The 23169-nt window shown below is 42.9% G+C and carries 27 protein-coding genes and 1 riboswitch; of the genes, 25 read left to right on the top strand and 2 right to left on the bottom strand.

Translation table 11 applies throughout. From position 1 onward, the window contains the following. Positions 1–31 precede the first annotated feature (31 nt). Positions 32–165: riboswitch (FMN riboswitch) on the top strand. Positions 166–317: 152 nt separating this feature from the next. Then, on the top strand, positions 318–890 hold the full coding sequence (gene fmnP / locus M1D98_RS11100; RefSeq protein WP_010328399.1) for a riboflavin transporter FmnP: 573 nt from the start codon (positions 318–320) through the stop codon (positions 888–890). Between the two features lie 40 nt (positions 891–930). Here fmnP and M1D98_RS11095 read toward each other — a convergent pair whose 3' ends face one another. After that, positions 931–1179 carry a ferredoxin gene (locus M1D98_RS11095; protein ID WP_003225461.1) on the bottom strand — a complete coding sequence of 83 codons (249 nt, stop codon included), beginning with the start codon at positions 1177–1179 and terminating at the stop codon, positions 931–933. Positions 1180–1444: 265 nt separating this feature from the next. Between M1D98_RS11095 and M1D98_RS11090 the strand changes: the two genes are divergently transcribed. The 17 genes from M1D98_RS11090 to fni all read left to right on the top strand — a co-directional run bounded on the left by M1D98_RS11090 (position 1445) and on the right by fni (position 17323). Continuing rightward, complete coding sequence (locus M1D98_RS11090; RefSeq protein ID WP_010328398.1) at positions 1445–2503, top strand: helix-turn-helix domain-containing protein; 1059 nt, start codon at positions 1445–1447, stop codon at positions 2501–2503. Beyond that, positions 2496–3986, top strand: a complete 1491-nt coding sequence (locus tag M1D98_RS11085; RefSeq protein WP_435576567.1) for a RecQ family ATP-dependent DNA helicase — start codon at positions 2496–2498, stop codon at positions 3984–3986. The genes M1D98_RS11090 and M1D98_RS11085 overlap by 8 nt, the downstream gene beginning before the upstream one ends. A 26-nt stretch (positions 3987–4012) precedes the next feature. Next, positions 4013–4615: a CPBP family intramembrane glutamic endopeptidase gene (locus tag M1D98_RS11080; RefSeq protein ID WP_268551282.1), complete on the top strand. Its 603-nt coding sequence runs from the start codon at positions 4013–4015 to the stop codon at positions 4613–4615. After that, a complete protein-coding gene (locus M1D98_RS11075; RefSeq protein ID WP_129550707.1) occupies positions 4566–5294 on the top strand; it encodes a LysM peptidoglycan-binding domain-containing protein in 729 nt (242 codons plus the stop codon). The genes M1D98_RS11080 and M1D98_RS11075 overlap by 50 nt, the downstream gene beginning before the upstream one ends. A gap of 66 nt (positions 5295–5360) precedes the next feature. Beyond that, a complete protein-coding gene (locus tag M1D98_RS11070; RefSeq protein WP_010330483.1) occupies positions 5361–5804 on the top strand; it encodes a YpbF family protein in 444 nt (147 codons plus the stop codon). Positions 5805–5888: 84 nt separating this feature from the next. Next, positions 5889–6668, top strand: coding sequence for a metallophosphoesterase (locus tag M1D98_RS11065; RefSeq protein WP_121642809.1), 780 nt, complete (start codon positions 5889–5891; stop codon positions 6666–6668). Between the two features lie 158 nt (positions 6669–6826). Beyond that, positions 6827–7411, top strand: coding sequence for a genetic competence negative regulator (locus M1D98_RS11060; RefSeq protein ID WP_010330485.1), 585 nt, complete (start codon positions 6827–6829; stop codon positions 7409–7411). A gap of 157 nt (positions 7412–7568) precedes the next feature. Continuing rightward, positions 7569–8843 (top strand): NAD-specific glutamate dehydrogenase, encoded by a 1275-nt coding sequence (gene gudB / locus M1D98_RS11055; RefSeq protein WP_010330486.1) that lies wholly within the window; start codon positions 7569–7571, stop codon positions 8841–8843. 109 nt (positions 8844–8952) lie between these two features. Continuing rightward, positions 8953–9927 (top strand): YpdA family putative bacillithiol disulfide reductase, encoded by a 975-nt coding sequence (locus M1D98_RS11050; RefSeq protein WP_456279595.1) that lies wholly within the window; start codon positions 8953–8955, stop codon positions 9925–9927. A 118-nt stretch (positions 9928–10045) separates the two neighbouring features. Then, positions 10046–10702, top strand: coding sequence for a glutamic-type intramembrane protease PrsW (gene prsW, locus M1D98_RS11045; RefSeq protein WP_010330488.1), 657 nt, complete (start codon positions 10046–10048; stop codon positions 10700–10702). A 151-nt stretch (positions 10703–10853) separates the two neighbouring features. Continuing rightward, positions 10854–11765, top strand: coding sequence for a spore cortex-lytic enzyme (sleB, locus tag M1D98_RS11040; RefSeq protein ID WP_121642807.1), 912 nt, complete (start codon positions 10854–10856; stop codon positions 11763–11765). A gap of 36 nt (positions 11766–11801) precedes the next feature. Then, positions 11802–13154 carry a germination protein YpeB gene (gene ypeB, locus M1D98_RS11035; RefSeq protein WP_010330490.1) on the top strand — a complete coding sequence of 451 codons (1353 nt, stop codon included), beginning with the start codon at positions 11802–11804 and terminating at the stop codon, positions 13152–13154. A gap of 94 nt (positions 13155–13248) precedes the next feature. Further along, the gene (locus M1D98_RS11030) at positions 13249–13902 is read left to right on the top strand and encodes a flagellar brake protein (RefSeq protein WP_010330491.1); all 654 of its coding nucleotides are present in this window, start codon (positions 13249–13251) and stop codon (positions 13900–13902) included. 44 nt (positions 13903–13946) lie between these two features. Beyond that, positions 13947–14123: a YpfB family protein gene (locus tag M1D98_RS11025; protein WP_010330492.1), complete on the top strand. Its 177-nt coding sequence runs from the start codon at positions 13947–13949 to the stop codon at positions 14121–14123. A gap of 79 nt (positions 14124–14202) precedes the next feature. After that, positions 14203–14880 carry a (d)CMP kinase gene (gene cmk, locus M1D98_RS11020; protein ID WP_268529199.1) on the top strand — a complete coding sequence of 226 codons (678 nt, stop codon included), beginning with the start codon at positions 14203–14205 and terminating at the stop codon, positions 14878–14880. Between the two features lie 232 nt (positions 14881–15112). After that, positions 15113–16261, top strand: coding sequence for a 30S ribosomal protein S1 (gene rpsA / locus M1D98_RS11015; protein WP_010330494.1), 1149 nt, complete (start codon positions 15113–15115; stop codon positions 16259–16261). A 12-nt stretch (positions 16262–16273) separates the two neighbouring features. Then, positions 16274–17323: a type 2 isopentenyl-diphosphate Delta-isomerase gene (gene fni, locus M1D98_RS11010; protein WP_010330495.1), complete on the top strand. Its 1050-nt coding sequence runs from the start codon at positions 16274–16276 to the stop codon at positions 17321–17323. A 42-nt stretch (positions 17324–17365) separates the two neighbouring features. Here fni and M1D98_RS11005 read toward each other — a convergent pair whose 3' ends face one another. After that, positions 17366–17497, bottom strand: coding sequence for a YpzI family protein (locus tag M1D98_RS11005; RefSeq protein WP_010330496.1), 132 nt, complete (start codon positions 17495–17497; stop codon positions 17366–17368). 77 nt (positions 17498–17574) lie between these two features. On the opposite strand from M1D98_RS11005, the gene M1D98_RS11000 reads away from it, so the two are divergent. The 7 genes from M1D98_RS11000 (at position 17575) to M1D98_RS10970 (ending at position 23071) form a co-directional block, all read left to right on the top strand. Continuing rightward, complete coding sequence (locus M1D98_RS11000; protein ID WP_121642803.1) at positions 17575–18174, top strand: YphA family membrane protein; 600 nt, start codon at positions 17575–17577, stop codon at positions 18172–18174. Next, positions 18171–19064, top strand: coding sequence for a YIEGIA family protein (locus M1D98_RS10995; RefSeq protein ID WP_121642802.1), 894 nt, complete (start codon positions 18171–18173; stop codon positions 19062–19064). The genes M1D98_RS11000 and M1D98_RS10995 overlap by 4 nt, the downstream gene beginning before the upstream one ends. Continuing rightward, positions 19061–19255, top strand: coding sequence for a capping complex subunit for YIEGIA (locus tag M1D98_RS10990; RefSeq protein ID WP_010330498.1), 195 nt, complete (start codon positions 19061–19063; stop codon positions 19253–19255). The genes M1D98_RS10995 and M1D98_RS10990 overlap by 4 nt, the downstream gene beginning before the upstream one ends. Positions 19256–19408: 153 nt before the next feature. Beyond that, positions 19409–20719 carry a ribosome biogenesis GTPase Der gene (gene der, locus M1D98_RS10985; RefSeq protein WP_010330499.1) on the top strand — a complete coding sequence of 437 codons (1311 nt, stop codon included), beginning with the start codon at positions 19409–19411 and terminating at the stop codon, positions 20717–20719. Between the two features lie 17 nt (positions 20720–20736). Next, complete coding sequence (locus tag M1D98_RS10980) at positions 20737–21774, top strand: NAD(P)H-dependent glycerol-3-phosphate dehydrogenase (protein ID WP_121642801.1); 1038 nt, start codon at positions 20737–20739, stop codon at positions 21772–21774. A gap of 337 nt (positions 21775–22111) precedes the next feature. Then, entirely contained in the window at positions 22112–22315 is a 204-nt protein-coding gene (locus M1D98_RS10975; protein WP_010330501.1) for a DUF2768 domain-containing protein, read from the top strand. Positions 22316–22336: 21 nt separating this feature from the next. Beyond that, positions 22337–23071, top strand: a complete 735-nt coding sequence (locus tag M1D98_RS10970; RefSeq protein ID WP_010330502.1) for a hypothetical protein — start codon at positions 22337–22339, stop codon at positions 23069–23071. Positions 23072–23169: the final 98 nt, after the last annotated feature.

Here is a 23169-nt window from a genome sequence, read left to right as displayed (position 1 = left end):
TTATCGTTTATAATGGAACTAAATTCATATGATCAATCTTCGGGGCAGGGTGAAATTCCCTACCGGCGGTGATGAGCCCATGGCTCTAAGCCCGCGAGCTGTTTTACAGCAGGATTCGGTGAAATTCCGGAGCCGACAGTACAGTCTGGATGGGAGAAGATGGAGGTTCATAAGCGTTTTGAAATTGTTTTCAAACGTTTCTTTGCCTAGCCTAATTTTCGAAAACCCCGCTTTTTTTGATGAAGCGGTTTTTTTATTGGCTGGAAAAAGAACCTTTCCGTTTTCGAGTAAGATGTGATCGAAAAGGAGAGAGTGAAGTGAAAGTAAAAAAATTAGTAGTGGTCAGTATGCTGAGCAGTATTGCATTTGTTTTGATGCTGTTAAATTTCCCGTTTCCGGGGCTTCCGGATTATTTAAAAATTGATTTTAGCGATGTGCCCGCTATTATTGCCATTTTGATTTATGGACCTTTGGCAGGAATTACAGTAGAGGCGATAAAAAACGTTCTCCAATATATTATTCAGGGAAGCATGGCCGGGGTTCCTGTCGGGCAAATTGCGAATTTTATCGCAGGAACACTTTTTATCTTGCCGACTGCTTTCTTATTTAAAAAGCTGAACTCAGCAAAGGGGCTGGCTGTCAGTCTGCTTCTGGGAACTGCAGCGATGACCATTTTGATGAGTATTTTAAATTATGTACTGATTCTTCCTGCGTACACGTGGTTTTTACATTCACCGGCATTATCCGACAGCGCGCTGAAAACGGCGGTCGTCGCTGGTATCCTGCCGTTTAACATCATAAAAGGCATTGTGATTACGATTGTATTCTCACTTATTTTCATCAAGCTGAAGCCATGGATTGAACAGCAGCGAAGCGTGCATATCCATTAAAAAGTAAAAAAGCTCCCGCAGGGGAGCTTTTTCCATACTTCTATTCAAATTTAAGCGGGTCGCCTTCAAATGGCTCATCCGCCACTTTGATGGAATCAGTAGGGCATCCTTCAAATGCATCAATCATATCTTCTTCCAGTACCTCAGGAACTTCGACAACGCCTTTGTTTTCATCAAGCGTTACGAACGCGATGCCTTCATCATCGTAATCGTAAATGTCCGGTGCAGCAGCTCCGCAAGCGCCGCATGCAATACATGTATCTTTGTCTACGATTGTGTACTTTGCCATGAATAAAACCTCCCAGATTGTTCTTGGTGGAACAAATGGATCAATCTTTATATATAATCAATTTAACACCTATTCCTCTTACTTATTGTAATGATGTTGCTGCCACATTTCAACAGAAAAATGATTGAGAATGCTTATCACATAAGGGGTTATCTACATAACATCCCCCTTGATGATGACTTTAAACGTCGATTTCTGTTTAAAATCTGTTAAAATAAAGAGAGCAAATCATCGATTTTTGTCAGGAAGAATGTGGGTGGATAGGTTGTCATTAAATTATTTCGATATTATGGTTCTCGATTGCCTTTGCAAAATAAACGGAGAACGGTCAGGAAGCGCTGTTTTTCACTTATTTAAAGGCAAAAGATCGTCACAAACCATACAAGATGCCGGCTTATTTCAGACAGCAAAATATTTTGGAATGGCACCGAAATGTTCGAGAAGCGATATTTCAGCGTCGCTCACCAAGCTTGAACAGCATTCATATCTCGAACCATTGGCTGAAACAGATACATATAAAGTGACAGCCAGCGGCGCAGCTTCATTGAGGCACGCATTCAGTGAACGGCCTTGGCCCGTTCATTGTCACGGCGCTTATTACCAGCAGGCTGCCGGCGTACTTTGGAAAAGGCTTTCTCTGCTGGTGCAGGTCTTATCAAATAAACAACAGGGGAGCAGGCAGTATATCCCTGTCACAAAGGATTATAAGACACTTCAATGGGTAAAGAAATACTTCTCCAGGCATACGGATCATATAGAGATGGCAAGCAGCCTTTTTGCCATGCTGGAGGCGCATTTGCGTCAGATTGATGACAAAGCGGCGCAAATTTTTGTCTACTCTTTAACCTCGCACGATAGGATTGGCTTGACGAGCAGACAGCTTGCTGACACGCTGAATGAAGATGAATGGTATGTTTATATCTTGTTTTGGGCTTCGGTACATTATTTTATTCATTTACTACCGGAGTGTGAACATTCTCTGTTAAAGGATATCCTCTCTGATGTGCATGTGGAGAATGCTCTGACAGAGTCCACAAGGAAAACATGGCAGATGGTCAAACAAGGGATCCCGATACAGCGAATCGCCGACATTAGAAAGCTGAAAACAGCGACGATCGAAGACCATATTGTTGAAATTTCTCTCCACGAGCCTGCGTTTCACATAGATGACTATGTATCAGCGGAAGACCAGCTTGAAATTGCAGAGTTTTCAAAGCGGATACGGACAAATAAAATCAAACAAATTCGCGACGGCCTACAGCAGCGGTTCAGCTATTTTCAAATCAGACTGGCATTGACAAAGCAGGTGCAGCAATATGACTAATTTACAGCAAACGTTACATCAGTTTTTTGGTTTTACTTCCTTTAAAAAAGGGCAGGAGGACATTATTAGAAGCATACTTAGCGGGAGGGATACCATTGCGATGCTGCCGACTGGGGGTGGAAAATCGCTTTGCTACCAGCTGCCTGGCTATATGCTTAACGGCATGGTGTTAATCGTTTCTCCACTGCTTTCTTTGATGGAGGATCAGGTGCAGCAGCTGAAGGCGCGGGGCGAAAAGCGTGCGGCGGCTTTGAACAGCATGCTTAGCAAGCAGGAGAGACAATTTGTTTTAGATCATATTCACCGCTATAAATTTTTGTACTTATCTCCAGAGGCTTTGCAGTCGCCTTATGTATTGGAAAAATTAAAAAGCGTCCCGATCAGCCTATTCGTTATTGATGAGGCGCATTGCATATCTGAATGGGGGCATGACTTCAGGCCTGATTATTCAAAGCTGGGACAGCTGAGAAAACAACTTGGGCACCCGCCGGTTCTGGCATTGACTGCTACAGCTACAAAGGATACATTGCAAGATGTCATGAACCTGCTTGAGCTGCAACATGCTGAACAACATCTCAACTCAGTCAATCGGCCAAACATCGCGCTCAGGGTTGAACAAGCGGCGCATACTGCCGAAAAAATAGATAGGGTCATTCAGCTGGTTGAAAACCTTCAAGGTCCGGGAATTGTTTATTGTCCGACAAGGAAATGGGCTGAGGAATTAGCGGGTGAAATTAAAAGCAAAACAAGCAGCAGAGCCGACTTTTACCATGGCGGTATGGAGTCTGGCGACAGAATTTTAATCCAACAGCAGTTTATTCATAACCAGCTTGATGTGATATGTTGTACAAATGCGTTTGGTATGGGTGTCGATAAACCTGATATCAGATATGTGATTCATTTTCATCTCTCTCAGACGGCTGAAGCATTCATGCAGGAAATTGGCAGAGCGGGACGTGATGGAAAACCGAGTGTCAGCATTTTGTTGCGGGCGCCAGGGGATTTTGAATTGCAGGAGCAGATTATCCAAATGGAGAGTGTCACAGCTGAAGAAATCGCCAATGTGATCCGTGTGCTTGAAAAGATGGAGGAGCGGGATGAGAGACGGCTGCGGGATCTAGTAATGCAGTATGGTATCGGAGAGACCCAAAGCCGTATGATGATACACCTCTTTAAGCAGGGCAAAACATCAATTGAACTGATGAAGCAAGAGATTTCATATCGCATGGAACTGAAGCTAGAAAAAATGCGCCGTGTATCTTTTCTGCTTCAACGTGATGGCTGTATAAGACAATCGTTGTTAACCTATTTTGATGAATCATATGAGCCTGATGATGGAAACCTCCAATGCTGTTCACATTGCGGTTTTGATCTATCATTGTATGAACAAAAAGGAGAACGGAATAAAATGGCGCCATTGGACAGCTGGAGTTTGGAATTGCAACGGATATTCAGCTTGGAGACTGTAGGTGAACGGAACTGAAACAGCAAAAGGATCTCATTCAGCAAATGTCAGACCGTGATATGCTGAAGCAGTTATATGTAACGCAGTTTTTGATCCTCATCGCCGCAGCTGCAGCAGGATTGTTCTTTTTTGAGGATGTCAGAGACGTACAAAAGCTCTGGGATATTCGCGACATGCGCATCATATGGTATGGTGTTTCCATTGCTGTTATTGTGATTTTAGCCGATATGGCGGTGATGAAATGGTGCCCGCCCCATCTATATGATGACGGGGGAATCAATAAAAAAATATTCAGTAAGAGGTCGATCCCTCATATTATATTTTTAACGCTTCTGATTGCTTTCGCGGAAGAAATGTTATTCAGAGGAGTGCTGCAGACTCATATCGGTTTATGGGCGGCCAGTCTTATATTTGCCGTTCTTCATTTTCGGTATTTGTCAAAATGGCTGTTATTTATCATGGTGACAGCAATCAGCTTTTTGCTCGGACTGATGTATGAATGGACCGGTAACTTATTTGTTCCGGTGACGGCGCATTTTATCATTGATGCCGTGTTTGCCTGCCAGATTCGTTTTGAACATGTGAGGAGGGATAAACATGACGAACATGTCGAGAGTAGAGAGAAGAAAAGCCCAGAATCGTTATGAAGATCAAAACGCCGCATTGGCGGACGATTTTTTCGATGATGATGAAGAAAGCCTTCCGACAAGACAATCTGTAAAAAATCAGAGAGAACAGAAAAAAAAGCAAGGGAAAACAAAAACGCCATTATTCACTGTACTCGCTGTATTATTTGTTTTTGTGCCGGTTATTGTTTTGGTGAGCTTATTTTATCTAAAAAGCCACCCGGATCATCGTGATGATTATGAAGATGTTTTTATCGACAGCAGCCAAAGCAAATACGAGGTTGTGCCGAAATCAGAGGGCAAAAAAGACAACGAAGAAAAGACCAAAGACACTGCACTGCAGCAAGCGTCCAAAAAAAAGCCTGAGATGGCAAAGGCTAAAGAGCCGGCAAACACAGCAACTGCTAAAAAGCAGCCTGCCGCTGAGGAAAAAAAAGACTCGGTAAATCAAGAGGAAGCAACGGCTGCTTCCTCTTCCCGACAAACAGCAGCACGAGAAGAACAGCAGCAGGCTGAACCAGTTCAAACTGAGGCGAAACGGGTGGTCAAGCACACCGTCCAAAAAAAAGAAACGCTGTACCGCATTTCCATGAAGTATTATAAAAACCGGTCGGGAGAAGAAAAAATCCGTGTGTATAATCATCTGAATGGAAATGATGTTTACACTGGACAAGTATTGGACATCCCCCTTGATGGATGAATAAGGCATCTTTTTTATGTTCCGCTCATATCATATAGCAATGAAAAAGGACAAGGTGTGAAGCGGATGGAATCCTTATGGAATCAGCTGGACCAGTTTACAGACGCGCCGACCAAACAGATGCTCCAAGCGCTGGTGAAACGAAAACAAAAATTTGAACAATATGCAGCGCAATGCCGCAGATGGCGATGGACGTCCCTCATTTGCTTAGGGTTATTATGTCTTATGATTATGATCAAAAGCCCTGCGCCTCAGCTCGTTCTTCAAGAAATGCTCAGCCGTACCTTTTATTTATTTTGGATGATGGCAACCGCTTTTGCATACTGCACTTCATATTATTTTAAGAAAAAGGAAGATAAAGCTGAGGGTGATTTCCATAAACTGAGATGCGAAATTATTCAGAAAAGCACTGATCTTTGGCCGCAGCCGGATAAATGGAAGGCGAGAGAGTCTGTTTTTCAAATGATGAAGCACAAATATGACATTAATCTATATTTTGAAAGTAAATAAATCGGGGCGTTTTCTTAAACGATAGAAACGTCTTTTTTTATTGTCCGTCTTATTGATAAGTTCTAAAAAGAATGGAGAGTTTTTATGAAGCTATCAGTGAAAATTGCCGGTTTGCTAACTGTTGCCGCAGCGGCTATGACGGCAAAAATGTATTCAACAGCTAAAGGAAACCATTTGAAAACACATACGTTTTCTTTATCGAAAATGAAGGGTAAGCCGCCTCTCACAATATTCTTTATTTCGGACATTCATAAACGTCTCATCGATCAAGATCTTATACAAAAAGCGCGCAGCCATGCCCCGCACCTGGTTATCATCGGCGGTGATTTAGCCGAGGGCGGGGTGCCTAGTACAAGAATTGAGGAAAACATCAAAAGGCTTGTGAGCTTTGGGGTCCCTGTCTTGTTTGTGTGGGGAAATAATGATTATGAAATCAGGCAGCATAGGCTGTATTCCATATTCAAAGCGCACGGTGTCATCAGCCTGAGGAATGAATCAGTTTCGTTTTCGCACAGTGGACATACGATTGGGATTGTCGGAGTTGATGATATCAAGATGGAGATGGATCATTATGAGGAAGCCATTAAAGAGCTTCACAAAAGCCAGCTGAATATTCTCGTTTGCCATAACCCGGAAATCCATGAACAAATCCACGAAACCGACGGTATTGATGCGATATTTAGCGGACATACCCATGGCGGTCAGATTAGATTTGGGAAATTCGGACCGTATGAACTTGGAAAAACAGGTTGTGTTAAACAATCGAAGTATCTGATCAGCAACGGATATGGCACCACAAAAGTGCCTTTTCGTTTAGGCGCTAAGCCGGAAACACATATTGTAACTCTTTGTGAGCCGGAATAACTTCTTGGTAGCAAAACGCCATAAGGCAATAAAAACTGCATTGTGCTTGTCTTACTAGTGAACTCAGTGTAAACTGATAACAATTAAGAACCTATGACTCATCATCTCATATAATGTGTTATATGATTTGTGTGCAAGTAGAGGCAGGAGGGAACGTTATGCGGCTTGAGCGTCTGAATTATAATAAGATTAAAATCTTTTTAACCCTCGATGATTTGACAGACCGGGGATTGACAAAAGAAGACCTCTGGAAGGACTCATTTAAAGTCCACCAGTTATTTAAAGATATGATGAATGAAGCGAATACAGAGCTCGGCTTTGAAGCGAATGGACCGATTGCAGTGGAAGTGTATTCTCTCCAAGCACAAGGGATGGTTGTGATCGTAACAAAGAACCAAGAAGCCGATTCTGAAGACGATGAGTATGATGATGATTACATCGAAATGCAAGTCAAGCTTGACGAAAGCGCGGACATCATTTATCAATTCCATTCCTTTGAGGATATCATCCAGCTTTCAGACAGCTTACAGCGAATCGGTATCATAGGGGGGACTGTCTATCACTATGAGGGACAGTACTTTTTAAGCCTTGAAGACCTGGGGTCACATCCAGCTGAGGGGGTTGTGTCGGTCCTGGCTGAATACGGCAATCCGACAACTTTAACGATTTATCGCTTGCAAGAGTATGGTAAGCTCATTATGGACGGCAATGCCGTTGAAACGATACAGACTCATTTTTTATAAAAATGCCACGGAAAACTGCTGATTTCACAGCAGTTTTTTTTCGTTAAAAAACATGGAAAAACGTAACGTTTATTCTATGCACAGATCATATGAAGGTGTATACTATTCTCTGAAAGGGAGCATGTGAGAAACAGAAGATTCTAGGAGGTTAACTCAAATGGCAGCCGATCGAAACACCGGTCATACAGAAGAGGACAAACTTGATGTATTAAAATCAACCCAAACCGTTATACATAAGGCTCTGGAAAAATTGGGATATCCCGAAGAAGTCTACGAACTGTTAAAGGAGCCGATGAGATTATTAACGGTAAAAATACCTGTTCGTATGGACGACGGATCAGTAAAGATTTTTACAGGTTATCGTGCGCAGCACAATGACTCTGTCGGTCCGACAAAAGGCGGGATACGTTTTCACCCGAACGTAACAGAAAAAGAGGTGAAGGCGCTTTCTATTTGGATGAGTTTAAAATGCGGCATAATTGATCTTCCATATGGCGGTGGTAAAGGCGGGATTGTTTGTGATCCAAGGGATATGTCGTTTAGAGAGCTGGAGCGTCTGAGCAGAGGGTATGTCAGAGCTATCAGCCAAATCGTCGGCCCGACGAAAGACGTGCCGGCACCGGATGTATTTACAAACTCACAAATCATGGCTTGGATGATGGATGAGTATTCAAGAATTGATGAATTTAATTCGCCTGGATTTATTACGGGCAAGCCGCTTGTGCTTGGAGGATCTCACGGGAGAGAATCTGCGACAGCAAAAGGTGTGACGATCTGTATTAAAGAAGCGGCAAAGAAAAAAGGCATCGATATTCATGGTGCGCGTGTCGTTGTTCAAGGATTCGGTAACGCCGGAAGCTATTTAGCGAAATTTATGCATGATGCGGGAGCAAAAGTTGTCGGCATCTCAGATGCGTATGGTGGTCTTTATGATCCGGAAGGCCTCGATATCGATTACTTACTCGACCGCCGGGACAGCTTCGGTACCGTAACAAAGCTTTTCAACGATACCATTACGAACCAAGAGCTGCTGGAGCTGGATTGTGATATCCTTGTTCCTGCTGCGATTGAAAATCAAATTACAGAAGAAAATGCCCATCATATTCAGGCTAAAATTGTCGTCGAAGCGGCAAACGGGCCAACAACGCTTGAAGGAACCAAAATTCTTTCAGACCGGGACATTCTGCTTGTTCCAGACGTACTGGCAAGTGCCGGCGGCGTAACGGTTTCATATTTTGAATGGGTTCAGAATAACCAAGGCTTCTACTGGAGTGAAGAAGAGGTAGAAGAAAAATTAGAAAAAATGATGGTTAAATCATTTAATAATATTTACGAAATGGCTAAAAACCGAAGAATTGACATGAGGCTCGCTGCTTACATGGTCGGCGTTCGCAAAATGGCTGAAGCTTCGCGTTTTAGAGGCTGGATATAAGTTGATGATTTGCATAAAAATAAAAAATCTCCTATGATAAAATAGGAGTTTTTTTTATTCGGAAATAGAAAAATATGAAGTGAAATGCCAATCGCAGGAGTTGACGGAAATGATTCAAGAAAAAGCAATAATTATAGGCGGAGGGCCTTGCGGACTATCTGCCGCCATTCACCTAAAACAAATTGGCATTGATGCCCTCGTCATCGAAAAAGGCAATGTCGTTAACAGCATTTACAATTATCCGACGCATCAAACCTTTTTTAGCTCAAGTGAAAAACTTGAAATTGGAGACGTGGCATTTATTACGGAAAACAGAAAGCCTGTCAGAATTCAGGCTTTATCGTATTACCGGGAAGTCGTCAAACGGAAAAACATCCGTGTAAATGCGTTTGAAATGGTGCACAAAGTCACGAAAGCGGAAAACAATTCATTTGTTATAGAGACATCAAAAGGGACTTACACGACACCATATTGTATTATTGCAACAGGCTATTATGATCATCCAAACTATATGAACGTACCCGGAGAGAATTTGCCAAAAGTATTCCATTATTTTAAAGAAGGCCATCCGTACTTTGATAAAGATGTGGTCGTCATCGGCGGAAAAAATTCAAGTGTAGACGCTGCGCTTGAACTTGTGAAATCTGGAGCGCGTGTCACAGTTTTATACAGGGGCAATGAGTATTCGTCAAGCATTAAGCCATGGATTCTGCCTGAGTTTGAATCGCTCGTCAGAAACGGAACAATTCGCATGGAATTTGGCGCTTGTGTCGAAAAAATCAACGAGGATGAAGTGATATTCCGCTCCGGTGAGAAGGAACTCATGACCATTAAAAATGATTTTGTATTTGCCATGACAGGCTATCATCCCGATCATCAATTTCTTGAAAAAATGGGTGTTGAAATTGATCAGGAAACAGGACGTCCATTTTTTAATGAAGAAACGATGGAAACAAACGTTGAAGGTATTTTTATTGCCGGGGTCATTGCCGCCGGAAACAATGCAAATGAAATATTTATTGAAAACGACAGATTTCACGGAGGACATATCGCAGCGGAAATCGCAAAAAGAGAAAATCTGTAAAGAGGAGAGCATATGATAAATTCGTATGCTCTTTTTGTTTTTTTAAGGTCAGACAGATGTAAATTCATAAACAACATGGTAGGATAGACTTAGGAATATAAAGGAAAGAGGTTGCCTGATGTTTGCAATCATCTCTGCAGGAATTGCTCCCGGCATCGCGCTGTTAAGTTATTTTTATTTAAAAGATCAGTATGATAATGAACCTGTACATATGGTGCTCCGGTCGTTTTTTTTAGGAGTTGTTCTTGTATTTCCCACGATGTTTATCCAGTACGTGCTTGAAAAAGAGAATGTGGGAGGCGGAAGCTTTTTCGTATCTTTTTTGTCTTCAGGATTTTTGGAGGAATCATTAAAATGGTTTATCTTGATGGTCAGTGTATACCCGCACGCCCATTTCGATGAGCATTATGACGGGATTGTGTACGGGGCCAGTGTATCGCTCGGTTTTGCGACTCTGGAAAATATTCTTTACTTAATCGGCCACGGTGTGGAGCATGCGTTTGTCAGGGCGCTGCTTCCTGTTTCTTGCCATGCCTTAATAGGCGTTATTATGGGATTTTATCTTGGGAAAGCCCGTTTTTCCGCACATAAAGCGCGTGTGAAGTGGCTTATTCTTTCTTTAGCTTTACCGTCACTTTTACATGGATCGTATGATTTCATTCTAATAGCACTAAGCAATTGGATTTATTACATGTTTCCATTTATGTTATTTTTATGGTGGTTTGGTTTGCGCAAAGCGAAAAAAGCCCGTTCCGTCAATATGATGCAAGTATAGAGCCGCACAGAAGCTGTGCGGCTTTTTTTGTGTGCGATTTATTAAATGAGATTTTATGTTCTGAGGGATAACAAGGAAAGAGTGTATAAAAATAACCTCGTTACAGAAAATACGATTACACTCAAAAATTTGCTGTAGGAGGCTTGAAAAGATGAAGTCCAAAGGATCGATTATGGCATGTCTCATCCTTTTTTCCTTTACAATAACGATGTTTATCAATACTGAAACCATCTCTGCCTTTTCCAATCAGGTTATTCAGAGAGGGGCAACAGGGGACGATGTGATCGAACTCCAGGCGCGCCTTCAATATAACGGGTACTATAACGGAAAAATTGATGGGGTTTATGGATGGGGAACATACTGGGCAGTACGTAACTTTCAGGATCAATTCGGGCTAAAAGAGGTTGACGGCCTTGTCGGGGCTAAAACAAAGCAAACCTTGATATCTAAATCTAAATACTATCGTGAATATGTTATGGAACAGCTTCGCAAAGGGAATACATTCACGCATTACGGAAAAATTGCGCTGAAGTATCAGACGAAACCGTCAAAAGCAGCAACCCAAAAAGCAAGACAGCAAGCAGAAGCGCGGCAGAAACAGCCTGCGGAAAAAACAACGCAGCAGCCTCAAGCAAATAAGCAGCAAAACAACACACCTGCAAAAACAAGAAAACAGGACGCGGTCGCAGCTAACATGCCTGGCGGATTTTCCAACAATGATATTAGGCTGCTTTCTCAAGCGGTTTACGGGGAAGCGCGAGGAGAACCGTATGAGGGTCAGGTTGCAGTCGCAGCAGTTATTTTGAACCGTTTGAACAGCCCGTTATTTCCCAATTCAGTAGCTGGCATTATTTTCGAACCGCTTGCTTTTACAGCGGTGGCAGACGGACAGATTTATATGCAGCCGAATGAAACAGCAAGAGAAGCGGTGCTGGATGCCATTAACGGCTGGGATCCAACTGAGGAAGCCCTGTATTACTTTAATCCGGATACAGCGACCAGCGCATGGATTTGGGGACGCCCGCAGATTAAAAGAATCGGAAAACACATTTTCTGTGAGTAGCAGGACATAAGAAAGCATAAAAATGAGGTGTGATAAATGATCAGAGGTATTTTAATCGCGTTGCTCGGTATTGCGATAGTCGGTACAAGCTACTGGGGTTACAAAGAGCACCAGGAAAAAGACGCAGTTCTTCTTCATGCTGAAAATAACTATCAGCGGGCGTTTCATGAACTTACCTATCAGATGGATCAGCTTCATGATAAAATCGGAACAACACTCGCCATGAACAGCCAAAAATCCCTGTCACCTGCATTGATAGATGTGTGGAGGATTACATCTGAAGCCCATAACAGTGTCAGTCAGCTGCCGCTTACATTAATGCCGTTTAACAAGACAGAAGAGTTACTATCAAAGATCGGCGATTTCAGTTATAAGACGTCAGTTAGAGATTTGGAGCAAAAACCGCTGGATAAAAAAGAGTATACATCACTAAATAAGTTATATCAGCAATCCGAGGATATTCAAAATGAATTGCGTCATGTTCAGCACCTTGTCATGAGCAAAAACCTTCGCTGGATGGATGTGGAAATGGCACTGGCTTCTGACGAAAAACAAAGCGATAATACGATTATCAACAGCTTTAAAACCGTCGAAAAAAACGTTGGTGCATTCTCCACTGGCACTGACCTTGGCCCGAGTTTCACTAGCACCAAAAAAGAAGAGAAGGGTTTCAGCCATCTGAAGGGAAAACAAATTTCCGAACAGGAAGCAAAGCAAATTGCTGAGCGCTTTGCCCCGGATGACAATTATTCAATTAAAGTGGCAAAGAGCGGAAAAAAAACAAATCGCGATGTATATAGCGTAAGCATGAAAGACCCAGACCATAAAGCAGCGATTTATATGGATATTACGAGAAAGGGCGGGCATCCGGTCTATTTGATCCAAAACAGAAAAGTGAAAGACCAGAAATTCAGTTTGAATGATGGGTCGAACCGAGCGCTCGCCTTTTTAAAGAAAAATGGCTATGAAACAGATAACTTGGAAATTGATGAAAGTGCCCAATATGATAAAATCGGCGTATTTTCATATGTTCCTGTTGAAAATAAAATCCGGATGTACCCGGAAGCCATTCGTATGAAAGTGGCTTTGGATGACGGTGAGGTAGTCGGCTTTTCAGCAAGAGACTTCCTAACATCCCATAGAAAAAGAAATATACCTAAGCCGGCCATTACTGAAGCAGAAGCAAAATCAAAATTAAATAAAAATGTACAAGTAAGAGAAACGAGGCTTGCTTTAATTACAAATGAAACGGGCCAAGAAGTGTTATGCTATGAAATGCTCGGAACGATTGAAAATGACACATTCAGAATGTATATAAATGCCAGTGACGGTTCGGAAGAAAAGGTTGAAAAACTAAAAAATGCCGAACCTATATATAAAGACCTATAAAAAACAGGAGGAAAGGACTAAATGTCTTTTCCTTTTTTTCATTACGTGCTTTAATAAAAATGTGAGCATATTGAATAACGAAAGAGTGAAGCCAATGATAGAAATTGGGGAAAATGTACAATTAGAATATATAGAAGAAAACGAATTGAAAAAAGCGAAGAGCAAAGCTGTAAGCATCGACAACAATGAACTTTTGATCGCGTACCCTGTCGATGTCGTTACAGGGCGAACGGTGATTTTGCATAATGATATGGAGGTAACGGTAGAGTTTGTGGGCAAAGATGAAGTTCCTTACCGCTTTACAAGCCGTATAAAAGGTAAAGTGAAGGACAAACTTCAAATGATCTGTCTTGAAGTGCCTCCCCGTGAAAAAATGAAACGGATTCAGCGCCGCCAGTATGTGAGAACTGATGCGGTATTGGATGTGCAAATTCAGCCGGCGGATGAGGAAGAGTTCAGCACACTTTCCTATAATATCAGCGCAGGCGGCATCGCGTTAATTTTGGCTGATGGCCGTTCCTTCCAATCCGGGGAATCACTGCGCTTGATTATCAGTCTTTCTGAAGATGAAAACACGCGTCAAATAGAAACAGATGCCATTGTCAGACGAGTCTTTGATGATCCGAAATCAGGGAAACATAAAATCACCCTTGAATATAATGGAATCTCAGCGAGTGACCAGCAGTTCCTGCTTCAATATTGCATCCGGCGCCAGTTAAATAAGAGAAGAAAGGCACGGATGGAATAAACAGCGGCAAACACTTCCATACTATTTGTGATGGAGGTGCTCCGATGAAAACATTTGAACGGCTGCTGATCAAATTATTATTCATACAGGTTATCATTTTACTTGGTGTTCAGTTCCTTTTTCACTATGAGCATATTGAGCCTTATGTATCAAAAGTGATTCAATATGAAGGGGTGGATAAAATGGAGGAGAACAAAAGGGTTGAAACCTTCAAACAGTAATTATTCATCAATTTTCCACCCTTTTTCATAAAGTTCATGATACAATCCATAGAGGAGAAAAGAGCAAGGAGAGGGAATTATGGAAAAGAAATTATCGATTGCGATTGACGGCCCGGCAGCTGCGGGGAAAAGCACCGTTGCCAAAATTGTGGCAGAGAAAAAATCGTACATATATATTGATACAGGAGCGATGTATCGGGCGATAACGTACACGGCTTTACAAGAAAACATTGACCTGGCAAATGAAGAAAAACTCGCAGAGCTGCTAAAGCGGACAAACATTGAACTGGTGACAACAGAAGAAGGGCAAAAAGTGCTTGTTAACGGCACCGATGTAACTGATGCGATCCGAACAGACGAAGTCAGCAACCAAGTTTCTATAGCAGCTAAACACAGAAGCGTCAGGGAAGAAATGGTGAAGCGCCAGCAGCAGCTTGGAGAAAAAGGCGGCGTTGTCATGGATGGACGAGATATTGGGACTCATGTGCTGCCGAATGCCGAAGTAAAAATCTTTCTTCTGGCTTCTGTTGAAGAGAGAGCGAAACGCCGTTATGAAGAAAACGTGAAAAAAGGCTACGATGTCAACTACGAAACATTGATTGAGGAAATTGCAAGAAGAGATAAGCTTGATTCAGAGCGCGAAGTATCTCCGCTGCGCAAAGCAGAAGACGCGCTTGAAATCGACACGACATCTCTTTCCATTCAAGAGGTAGCTGATAAAATCCTTAAGGCAGTGGAGCAAAAGTCCCGCCCCTGATGATGGCGAATGCCACTTTTTTTGATTTTTTCAACGAAGAAAGAATGTTATTGCTTGACAAACCTGTTCTTTTATTAGAAGTTAATACTAATAAAACTTTTTATTGATCATTCAAAAAACTTTTTTGGATGATTCTTTAATACATATTCGGCTAAAAGCGGACATGTTATATGTTCAGCTTTCAAACCGTTTTAATTAAGCTGTGTAGGTTTGGACCAAGGAGGTTATTCAAATGACAGAGGAAATGAATCAAATTGATGTTCAAGTGCCAGAGGTTGGAGAGGTAGTTAAAGGGATTGTGACAAAGGTAGAGGATAAGCATGTGGATGTTGAAATTATCAATGTCAAACAGTCCGGCATTATTCCAATCAGTGAATTATCAAGTCTTCATGTAGAGAAAGCATCGGATGTTGTAAAAGTAGACGACGAGCTTGACCTGAAAGTAACAAAAGTGGAAGACGATGCTTTGATTTTATCTAAACGTGCTGTTGATGCCGACCGCGCTTGGGAAGACCTTGTGAAAAAATTTGAAACAAAAGAAGTGTTTGAAGCTGAAGTAAAAGATGTCGTGAAAGGCGGCCTTGTTGTTGATATCGGCGTTCGCGGTTTTATTCCGGCATCACTTGTTGAAGCGCATTTCGTTGAGGATTTTACTGATTATAAAGGAAAAACACTGTCACTGCTCGTTGTAGAGCTTGACCGTGATAAAAACCGCGTGATCCTTTCACACCGTGCCGTTGTTGAAAGTGAACAATCAAATAAAAAACAAGAACTTCTTCAGTCTCTCGAAGTTGGAAGTGTACTTGATGGCAAAGTGCAACGCCTGACTGATTTTGGCGCGTTTGTTGATATCGGCGGTATCGACGGACTTGTACACATTTCACAGCTTTCCCACTCCCATGTGGAAAAGCCGTCTGACGTTGTTGAAGAAGGACAGGATGTAAAAGTGAAAGTATTATCGGTTGACCGTGATAATGAACGTATTTCTTTATCTATCAAAGATACACTGCCTGGACCGTGGAGCCAAATCGGCGAGAAAGTGAAATCAGGCGATGTGCTCGAAGGAACTGTGCAGCGTCTTGTTAGCTTCGGTGCCTTTGTTGAAATCCTTCCGGGTGTTGAAGGTCTCGTTCATATTTCTCAAATTTCCAATAAACACATCGGCACGCCGCATGAAGTCCTTGAAGAAGGACAGACTGTAAAAGTGAAGGTTCTTGATGTGAATGAAAATGAGGAGCGCATTTCATTAAGTATGCGTGAACTTGAAGAAGCGCCTAAAGCCGATCAGGAAGATTACCGTCAATATCAGGCGAAGGAAGAAACAAGCACTGGCTTCCAGCTTGGAGATCTGATCGGAGATAAGCTGAATAAACTAAAATAATTGGTGATAAACGTGACTCGAGCAGAACGGAAAAGACAACACATCAATCATGCCCTGTCCACCGGACAAAAGCGGGACACAGGTCTTGATGATATTACGTTTGTTCATGCCAGTCTGCCCGATCTTGCATTAGAACAAGTAGATATTTCCACGAAAATCGGCGAACTTTCTAGCAGTTCGCCGATTTTTATCAATGCAATGACTGGCGGCGGCGGACAACTTACATATGAAATCAATAAATCGCTTGCGCGAGCAGCTCGTCAGGCTGGAGTGCCTCTTGCTGTTGGATCGCAAATGTCTGCGTTAAAAGATCCCTCAGAGCGTTTTTCTTATGAAATCGTTCGAAAGGAAAACCCCAACGGACTGATTTTTGCCAACCTGGGAAGCGAGGCGACAGCTGATCAGGCAAGGGAAGCAGTTGACATGATTGAAGCAGACGCGCTGCAGATTCACTTGAATGTGATTCAGGAAATTGTGATGCCTGAAGGAGACAGAAACTTCATCGGCACTCTTGACCGTATTGGACAAATTTGCAGCCAGATCAGTGTGCCAGTCATTGTAAAAGAAGTCGGCTTCGGTATGAGCAAGGAATCAGCAGGGAAGCTGTATGAAGCGGGTGCTGCAGCTGTTGACACCGGCGGTTACGGGGGCACCAATTTCTCGGAAATTGAAAATCTCCGAAGAAAGCGTCAAATCTCTTTTTTTAACTCGTGGGGCATTTCGACAGCCGCAAGTTTGGCGGAAATCCGCTCTGCGTTTCCCGCAAGCGCACTGATTGCGTCCGGAGGCCTGCAGGATGCTCTTGATGTAGCAAAGGCAATAGCGCTTGGGGCCTCTAGCACCGGAATGGCAGGGCACTTTTTGAAAGCGCTGACTGAAAGCGGAGAGGAAGGATTGCTTGAAGAGATTCAGCTGGTCCTTGACGAATTAAAAATGATTATGACCGTGCTGGGCGCCAGAACGATTTTAGATTTGCAAAAGGCGCCTCTTGTGATCAAAGGTGAAACCCATCACTGGCTCACAGAGAGAGGGATTGACCCATCCGGCTATAGTGTGAGATAAATGATAAGAGCCCAAAACCTTATAAGTTTTGGGCTCTTTGTGTTATGATTTTCGCTTTTTAAATTTTCCGTTTTGTTCAAGGCTTGTTGCTCCGTCATAGTGAATGGACTGGTCGCGGTCTGATTCGACTCTGCCAGAAGCTTTCAGTATTTTTTCTTGTCTGTCTTTTCCCATGGTCATGCTCCTTCATGTAAGATGGATTGTTTAAAAAAAGCGCTTGGGCTCCATACTGGGAGTATGGAGGAAGAGAAATGGAACAATTTTATTACTATTGGTCAATGTGGTTTTTGTGGATCCTGACTACCTTTATTTTTGCTAAGACGAAAAGGCGGTTTGCCGTCTCTGTCTTTATTTTGACTAATATGATCCTAAGCATACATGACATCACGTTATATTTTTCCCTGAATGCTGCTTATATGATGTTTTTCGTCTGCGGGAGTGTCTATGCAGGGTATTTGGGCATGTATCGTTTCCGCTATATCATGGTCTATCTGACGCTTGTTGCCGGGTATGCGTTTGTGTATCTTTTTGCATTATATGATCCGGTTTGGTTCATCATAAAACCTGAGTGGGCTGCTGTAATTTTACTAGTGCTTTTGACAGCTTCGGTTGAAAGGGATTTCCAGAAGCAGCTTGCTTTATTTATCCTAGGGATGTGTCAAGGCGAACTGGTCTATTCATTCTTGATTCAGAAGTTGGCCATGGCTTTCGCTGTCGGCGGATTTCAATGGCTGAATGCGTGTTCCGGAGGCGTAATATTACTGTTTGGCATAGCCAAATACGAGCAGCTCGCAAGCCAGATTGGTCAAAAAAGCAAAAGATCAAACAAAGGAGCTACCAAAATGTCATGAGTGATTACATCTATCCGATTATTGCAGGGGTCATTGCCGGAGTCGCGACAAGGCTTTATATGCTTAAAACGGATTACCGTCAGTATCCAACCTATGTTCATGGGAAAGTGATTCACATTGCACTAGGGCTGATAGCGGCTGGTTTAGGGGCAATTGTTTTGCCGGCGCTTTTGCAGGAGGAATTTACGGCCATCACATTTTTAACGCTGGCAGCGACCCAATTTAGAGATGTCCGAAACATGGAGCGGAACACGCTGACGCAAATGGATTCATATGAGCTTGTCTCAAGAGGAAGCACATATATTGAGGGCATTGCCATTGCGTTTGAAAGCAGAAATTATATCGTGATCTTTACAGCTCTTTTGACAACCTCCGCATATGTGTTTTTTTCCATTTGGGGTGCTATCATAGCGGCTGTTGTTTGTTTCCTGCTGGCAATGAAATTTATGTCGGGCAGTGTGTTGAAAGATATCGTAACGATCGAGTACATAAAGCCGCACTTTGACGGTCCGGGACTGTTTGTTGATAATATTTATATGATGAATATTGGGCTTCCCGAAAAACAGGAGCTGATTTTAAAGCACGGCATGGGATTTATTTTAACGCCAAAAAACTTTAATTCAGCAGCGACGATTGCCAACTTAGGGCAGCGCCAGGCCATTTTATTTGATGTTTCCAATGTGCTCGGGGTTTATCGGGACTCGGGTGAACCGTCTTTGACTCCAATTGCAAAACGCGACCTGAATGACGGGAGAGTGGCGGTCTTTGTTCTGCCGCAAATAAACCACCCTGACACAGCTGTTCAGATTATCAGCAATGTCCCGACTTTAGAAAATGCGATCAGAATGCCGACGGAATTTATCAAGAACCAGGATAAGGTGATAGAATGAGCGAATCTCTCACGAAAATGATTTTGTCTGTGATCACGACAAACCGCAATCGGGCTGCAGGGGGAGCTCCTGTCTTTTTTTGCAATGACCGAAAGGAGATGGAACTTTTCGCTACAAATCTAGAGGCGATCCTTGATGGAATCGCACATAAAATTGGAGATGACGTGTATTTGATCGTGAAACATTTTTAAGAATAGTTGTGATCCGAGTAAAAACTGATATAATAAATGAGTTAAGCCCTTCCTCTGAAGGGTTTCTTTTCATAAAAGTGAATGAAATGATTTTAATAACCGGTTGAAAATTTATGTAAAAATGAAAGCGGCTGGATCGAAAGGAAGGGTACTATGGGTAAACCTGTCGTAGCCATTGTCGGGAGACCAAATGTAGGAAAATCCACAATCTTTAATCGGATTGCGGGAGAAAGAATTTCAATAGTAGAAGATACCCCTGGTGTGACAAGGGATCGGATATACAGCTCGGCTGAGTGGCTGAATTATGATTTTAATTTGATTGATACTGGCGGTATTGATATCGGTGATGAGCCGTTCTTAGCGCAAATTCGCCAGCAGGCTGAAATCGCCATGGATGAAGCGGACGTGATCATTTTTATGGTGAACGGACGTGAAGGCGTGACTGCTGCCGATGAAGAAGTTGCGAAAATTTTGTACCGCACGAAAAAGCCAGTTGTTTTGGCAGTCAATAAACTGGATAACACAGAAATGAGAGCGAATATTTATGATTTTTATTCGCTTGGCTTTGGTGAGCCGTACCCTATTTCGGGAACACACGGACTCGGACTGGGTGATTTGCTGGATGCAGCGGCAGAGCATTTCAAAAACATTCCAGAGACCAAATATGATGAAGAAGTGGTTCAATTCTGCCTAATCGGACGCCCGAACGTCGGAAAATCGTCACTTGTGAACGCGATGCTCGGCGAGGAACGCGTCATTGTGAGCAACGTGGCAGGAACGACACGAGATGCTGTTGATACGTCATTTACGTACAACCAGCAGGAGTTTGTCATTGTCGATACTGCCGGTATGCGAAAAAAAGGGAAAGTATATGAAACGACTGAAAAGTACAGTGTGCTGCGGGCGCTGAAAGCAATTGACCGCTCAGAAGTCGTTGCGGTTGTGCTGGATGGCGAAGAAGGCATTATTGAACAGGATAAGCGCATCGCCGGTTACGCACACGAAGCGGGCAAAGCTGTCGTAATCGTCGTAAACAAATGGGACGCTGTCGACAAAGATGAAAGCACGATGAAAGAATTCGAAGAAAATATCCGTGACCATTTTCAATTTCTGAGTTATGCGCCAATCCTATTCATGTCAGCCTTAACGAAAAAACGGATTCATACGCTGATGCCTGCGATTATCAAAGCGAGTGAAAACCATTCACTGCGCGTTCAAACGAATGTCTTAAATGATGTCATCATGGATGCTGTGGCAATGAACCCAACGCCGACTCATAACGGTTCTCGTTTAAAGATTTATTATGCGACGCAAGTGTCGGTAAAACCGCCGAGTTTCGTTGTGTTTGTAAACGATCCGGAGTTAATGCATTTTTCGTACGAACGCTTTTTAGAAAACCGAATCAGAGATGCCTTCGATTTTGAAGGGACACCAATCAAAATATTTGCAAGAGCTAGAAAATAAAAAGGTGTGAAGCAAATATGAAAAGAGTCACGATGCTCGGAGCGGGGAGCTGGGGAACGGCACTGGCTTTAGTGCTAGCCGATAATCATCACGATGTAACCATGTGGGCGCACCGTGCAGATCTGATTGATCAAATCAATGAGCAGCATGAAAATAAGGATTATTTGCCGAACGTCAAACTGCCGGAATCAATAAAGGCAACAACGGACATCAAGAAAGCTGTTTCGGACGCGGATTTCATTATTGTTGCGGTTCCGACAAAAGCGATTCGGGAAGTGCTGGGACAGGCTGTGCCTTTTATTGCGAAAAAGGCAGTTTTTGTTCATGTCAGCAAGGGAATAGAGCCTGATTCGCTCCTGCGCATTTCTGAGATTATGGAAGAAGAGATTCCTGGCGATGTCAGAAAAGATATTGTTGTCCTTTCCGGACCGAGTCATGCGGAAGAAGTGGGGCTGCGCCATCCGACGACCGTTACTTCTTCTTCAAAGAGTATGCGGGCAGCAGAAGAGGTGCAGGATTTATTTATTAATCACAATTTCCGGGTGTACACAAACCCTGACATTATTGGTGTTGAGATCGGCGGAGCTTTAAAAAATATCATTGCGCTTGCCGCAGGAATTACAGACGGTTTAGGGTATGGCGATAATGCCAAAGCTGCCTTGATTACACGCGGCCTTGCCGAAATCGCGAGACTCGGAAAGAAAATGGGCGGGAATCCCCTGACGTTTTCTGGATTGACAGGAGTGGGCGATCTGATTGTGACGTGTACAAGTGTGCATTCCAGAAACTGGCGTGCCGGGAATTTGCTTGGAAAAGGGTACAAGCTCAAAGACGTTCTTGAAGAGATGGGGATGGTAGTCGAAGGCGTCCGCACGACAAAAGCGGCTTACCAGCTTTCGGAGAAATATGATGTGAAGATGCCAATTACAGAAGCACTCCATCAAGTTCTATTTAACGGCCAAAAAGTGGAAACTGCTGTCGAGTCTTTAATGGCGAGAGGGAAAACCCACGAGATGGAGGATCTGGTCAATACGTTTGAAAATCAAGCGAAGTAAAAGTGTCAATCGTATTGTCAGCCGCATATCTTAATTGAACGAAAGCCCGAAAAACAGTAGAACACCCAAGTCTTGGGATCTCCTGAAACATTTTGCTGATTTAGGCAATAGAGGATGCATCTGTATGCCACGTCGCATACTATAGCATCGAAGTCCAAGAGAGTGTTTCATAAACGTTCAGGTGAATATAGTCAATTTGACTGAAGCGAAGGTCCCCCTCTTTGCTTCAGTTTTTTTGTTCTATCAAAGGATGGAAAATCTGGTTGATCTCTCCCGGCGCTGTATATTAAAATGAAATATAACGCTTACATCATACATATTAGGGAGGCGCAGGTCATTGAGTCTGGCATTGATGAAAATGTGGTTTGCACTTGGGTCCATGGGTCTGATGTTTCTGGCTGTAGCGTCCATCTATTTAAGCCGGTTTAGACTTCGGAACCGTTTTCTGAAGATTGTGGTTTCATCGTTTGCTTTCATGTGTGTGCTCATATCAGGAATGATTGTGCTTGTCGTGGTGTTCAGCGGTCCTGTCAATGAATAAAGCTGTAAAAGGAAGTGCTGTATGGGTAAACTGAAGTGCGCTATGATTTTTGCGGCCGTCGTGTTGTTATCAGGCTGTTTATATCCAAATGAGCGGAAAAGCAGTGTACATGCCATTCCTTATCGGGATCAGTTAAAGCAGGTCCAGTCTGCTGTTGATCAATTTCAAAAGGCAAATGGAGGGCTGCTCCCCATTCAAACCAAAGATATGTCGACACCGCTGTATCAAAAATATCCGATAGACTTTAACCGTTTAGCGCCAAGGTATATGGCTGAACCCCCAAGCACGGCATATGAAAGCGGAGGAGACTATCAATACGTGCTTGTTGACGTAGAGAACGATCCGACTGTTAAATTGATTGATCTGAAAATGGCTGAAAAAATCCGTGAAGTGAAATTGCGTGTGCAAATGTACCGGCAGGAGCATCAATACCCGCCTTATCAGGATGTGCTGTCACGTGATTTATTTACACTCGATGAGAAGAAGCTGGGGGTTGGAAGTTCTCTTACAGTGACAAGCCCAATCTCAGGAAATTCCCTGCCTCTTATGATTGACGGAGACGGAGAAATATATGCCGATTACCGGGCTGAGCTGGCTTCTTGGCTCAAAAATAGCAAAAAAACGTTTCAACCCGGATCTGAAATCCAGGATATCATTTGGCAAGAAACCCCCTTCGTCCCCGCATTTTCTGTGAAATATACGGTAAATGACAAACAGGAACCTGTTTTTTTAGAAAATGACATGAAAAAGGAATGAACCTTTCTCCCTTGCATAGAAATAGGGAGAAAGGTTTTTTTAAACTTTAATAGATTGAGGATGGGAAATTTTCTAAAGATGTCATATTGAAATAGGAC

The organism is Bacillus sp. K7, assembly GCF_053903245.1.
Note: the sequence above shows the minus strand (reverse complement) of the source record. Positions and strands in the feature narration are given on the sequence as shown.

Coding starts and splice junctions, on each gene's coding strand:
- ypeB (WP_010330490.1), top strand. CDS start 11,802: ATGATCAGAGGTATTTTAATCGCGTTGCTCGGTATTGCGATAGTCGGT.
- M1D98_RS11065 (WP_121642809.1), top strand. CDS start 5,889: ATGAAGCTATCAGTGAAAATTGCCGGTTTGCTAACTGTTGCCGCAGCG.
- M1D98_RS11080 (WP_268551282.1), top strand. CDS start 4,013: ATGTCAGACCGTGATATGCTGAAGCAGTTATATGTAACGCAGTTTTTG.
- M1D98_RS10995 (WP_121642802.1), top strand. CDS start 18,171: ATGAGTGATTACATCTATCCGATTATTGCAGGGGTCATTGCCGGAGTC.
- rpsA (WP_010330494.1), top strand. CDS start 15,113: ATGACAGAGGAAATGAATCAAATTGATGTTCAAGTGCCAGAGGTTGGA.
- M1D98_RS11075 (WP_129550707.1), top strand. CDS start 4,566: ATGACGAACATGTCGAGAGTAGAGAGAAGAAAAGCCCAGAATCGTTAT.
- sleB (WP_121642807.1), top strand. CDS start 10,854: ATGAAGTCCAAAGGATCGATTATGGCATGTCTCATCCTTTTTTCCTTT.
- M1D98_RS11085 (WP_435576567.1), top strand. CDS start 2,496: ATGACTAATTTACAGCAAACGTTACATCAGTTTTTTGGTTTTACTTCC.
- M1D98_RS11060 (WP_010330485.1), top strand. CDS start 6,827: ATGCGGCTTGAGCGTCTGAATTATAATAAGATTAAAATCTTTTTAACC.
- M1D98_RS11030 (WP_010330491.1), top strand. CDS start 13,249: ATGATAGAAATTGGGGAAAATGTACAATTAGAATATATAGAAGAAAAC.
- M1D98_RS11000 (WP_121642803.1), top strand. CDS start 17,575: ATGGAACAATTTTATTACTATTGGTCAATGTGGTTTTTGTGGATCCTG.
- M1D98_RS10990 (WP_010330498.1), top strand. CDS start 19,061: ATGAGCGAATCTCTCACGAAAATGATTTTGTCTGTGATCACGACAAAC.
- gudB (WP_010330486.1), top strand. CDS start 7,569: ATGGCAGCCGATCGAAACACCGGTCATACAGAAGAGGACAAACTTGAT.
- M1D98_RS11070 (WP_010330483.1), top strand. CDS start 5,361: ATGGAATCCTTATGGAATCAGCTGGACCAGTTTACAGACGCGCCGACC.
- prsW (WP_010330488.1), top strand. CDS start 10,046: ATGTTTGCAATCATCTCTGCAGGAATTGCTCCCGGCATCGCGCTGTTA.
- M1D98_RS11005 (WP_010330496.1), bottom strand. CDS start 17,497: ATGGGAAAAGACAGACAAGAAAAAATACTGAAAGCTTCTGGCAGAGTC.
- M1D98_RS11025 (WP_010330492.1), top strand. CDS start 13,947: ATGAAAACATTTGAACGGCTGCTGATCAAATTATTATTCATACAGGTT.
- M1D98_RS11095 (WP_003225461.1), bottom strand. CDS start 1,179: ATGGCAAAGTACACAATCGTAGACAAAGATACATGTATTGCATGCGGC.
- M1D98_RS10980 (WP_121642801.1), top strand. CDS start 20,737: ATGAAAAGAGTCACGATGCTCGGAGCGGGGAGCTGGGGAACGGCACTG.
- cmk (WP_268529199.1), top strand. CDS start 14,203: ATGGAAAAGAAATTATCGATTGCGATTGACGGCCCGGCAGCTGCGGGG.
- M1D98_RS11050 (WP_456279595.1), top strand. CDS start 8,953: ATGATTCAAGAAAAAGCAATAATTATAGGCGGAGGGCCTTGCGGACTA.
- M1D98_RS10970 (WP_010330502.1), top strand. CDS start 22,337: ATGGGTAAACTGAAGTGCGCTATGATTTTTGCGGCCGTCGTGTTGTTA.
- der (WP_010330499.1), top strand. CDS start 19,409: ATGGGTAAACCTGTCGTAGCCATTGTCGGGAGACCAAATGTAGGAAAA.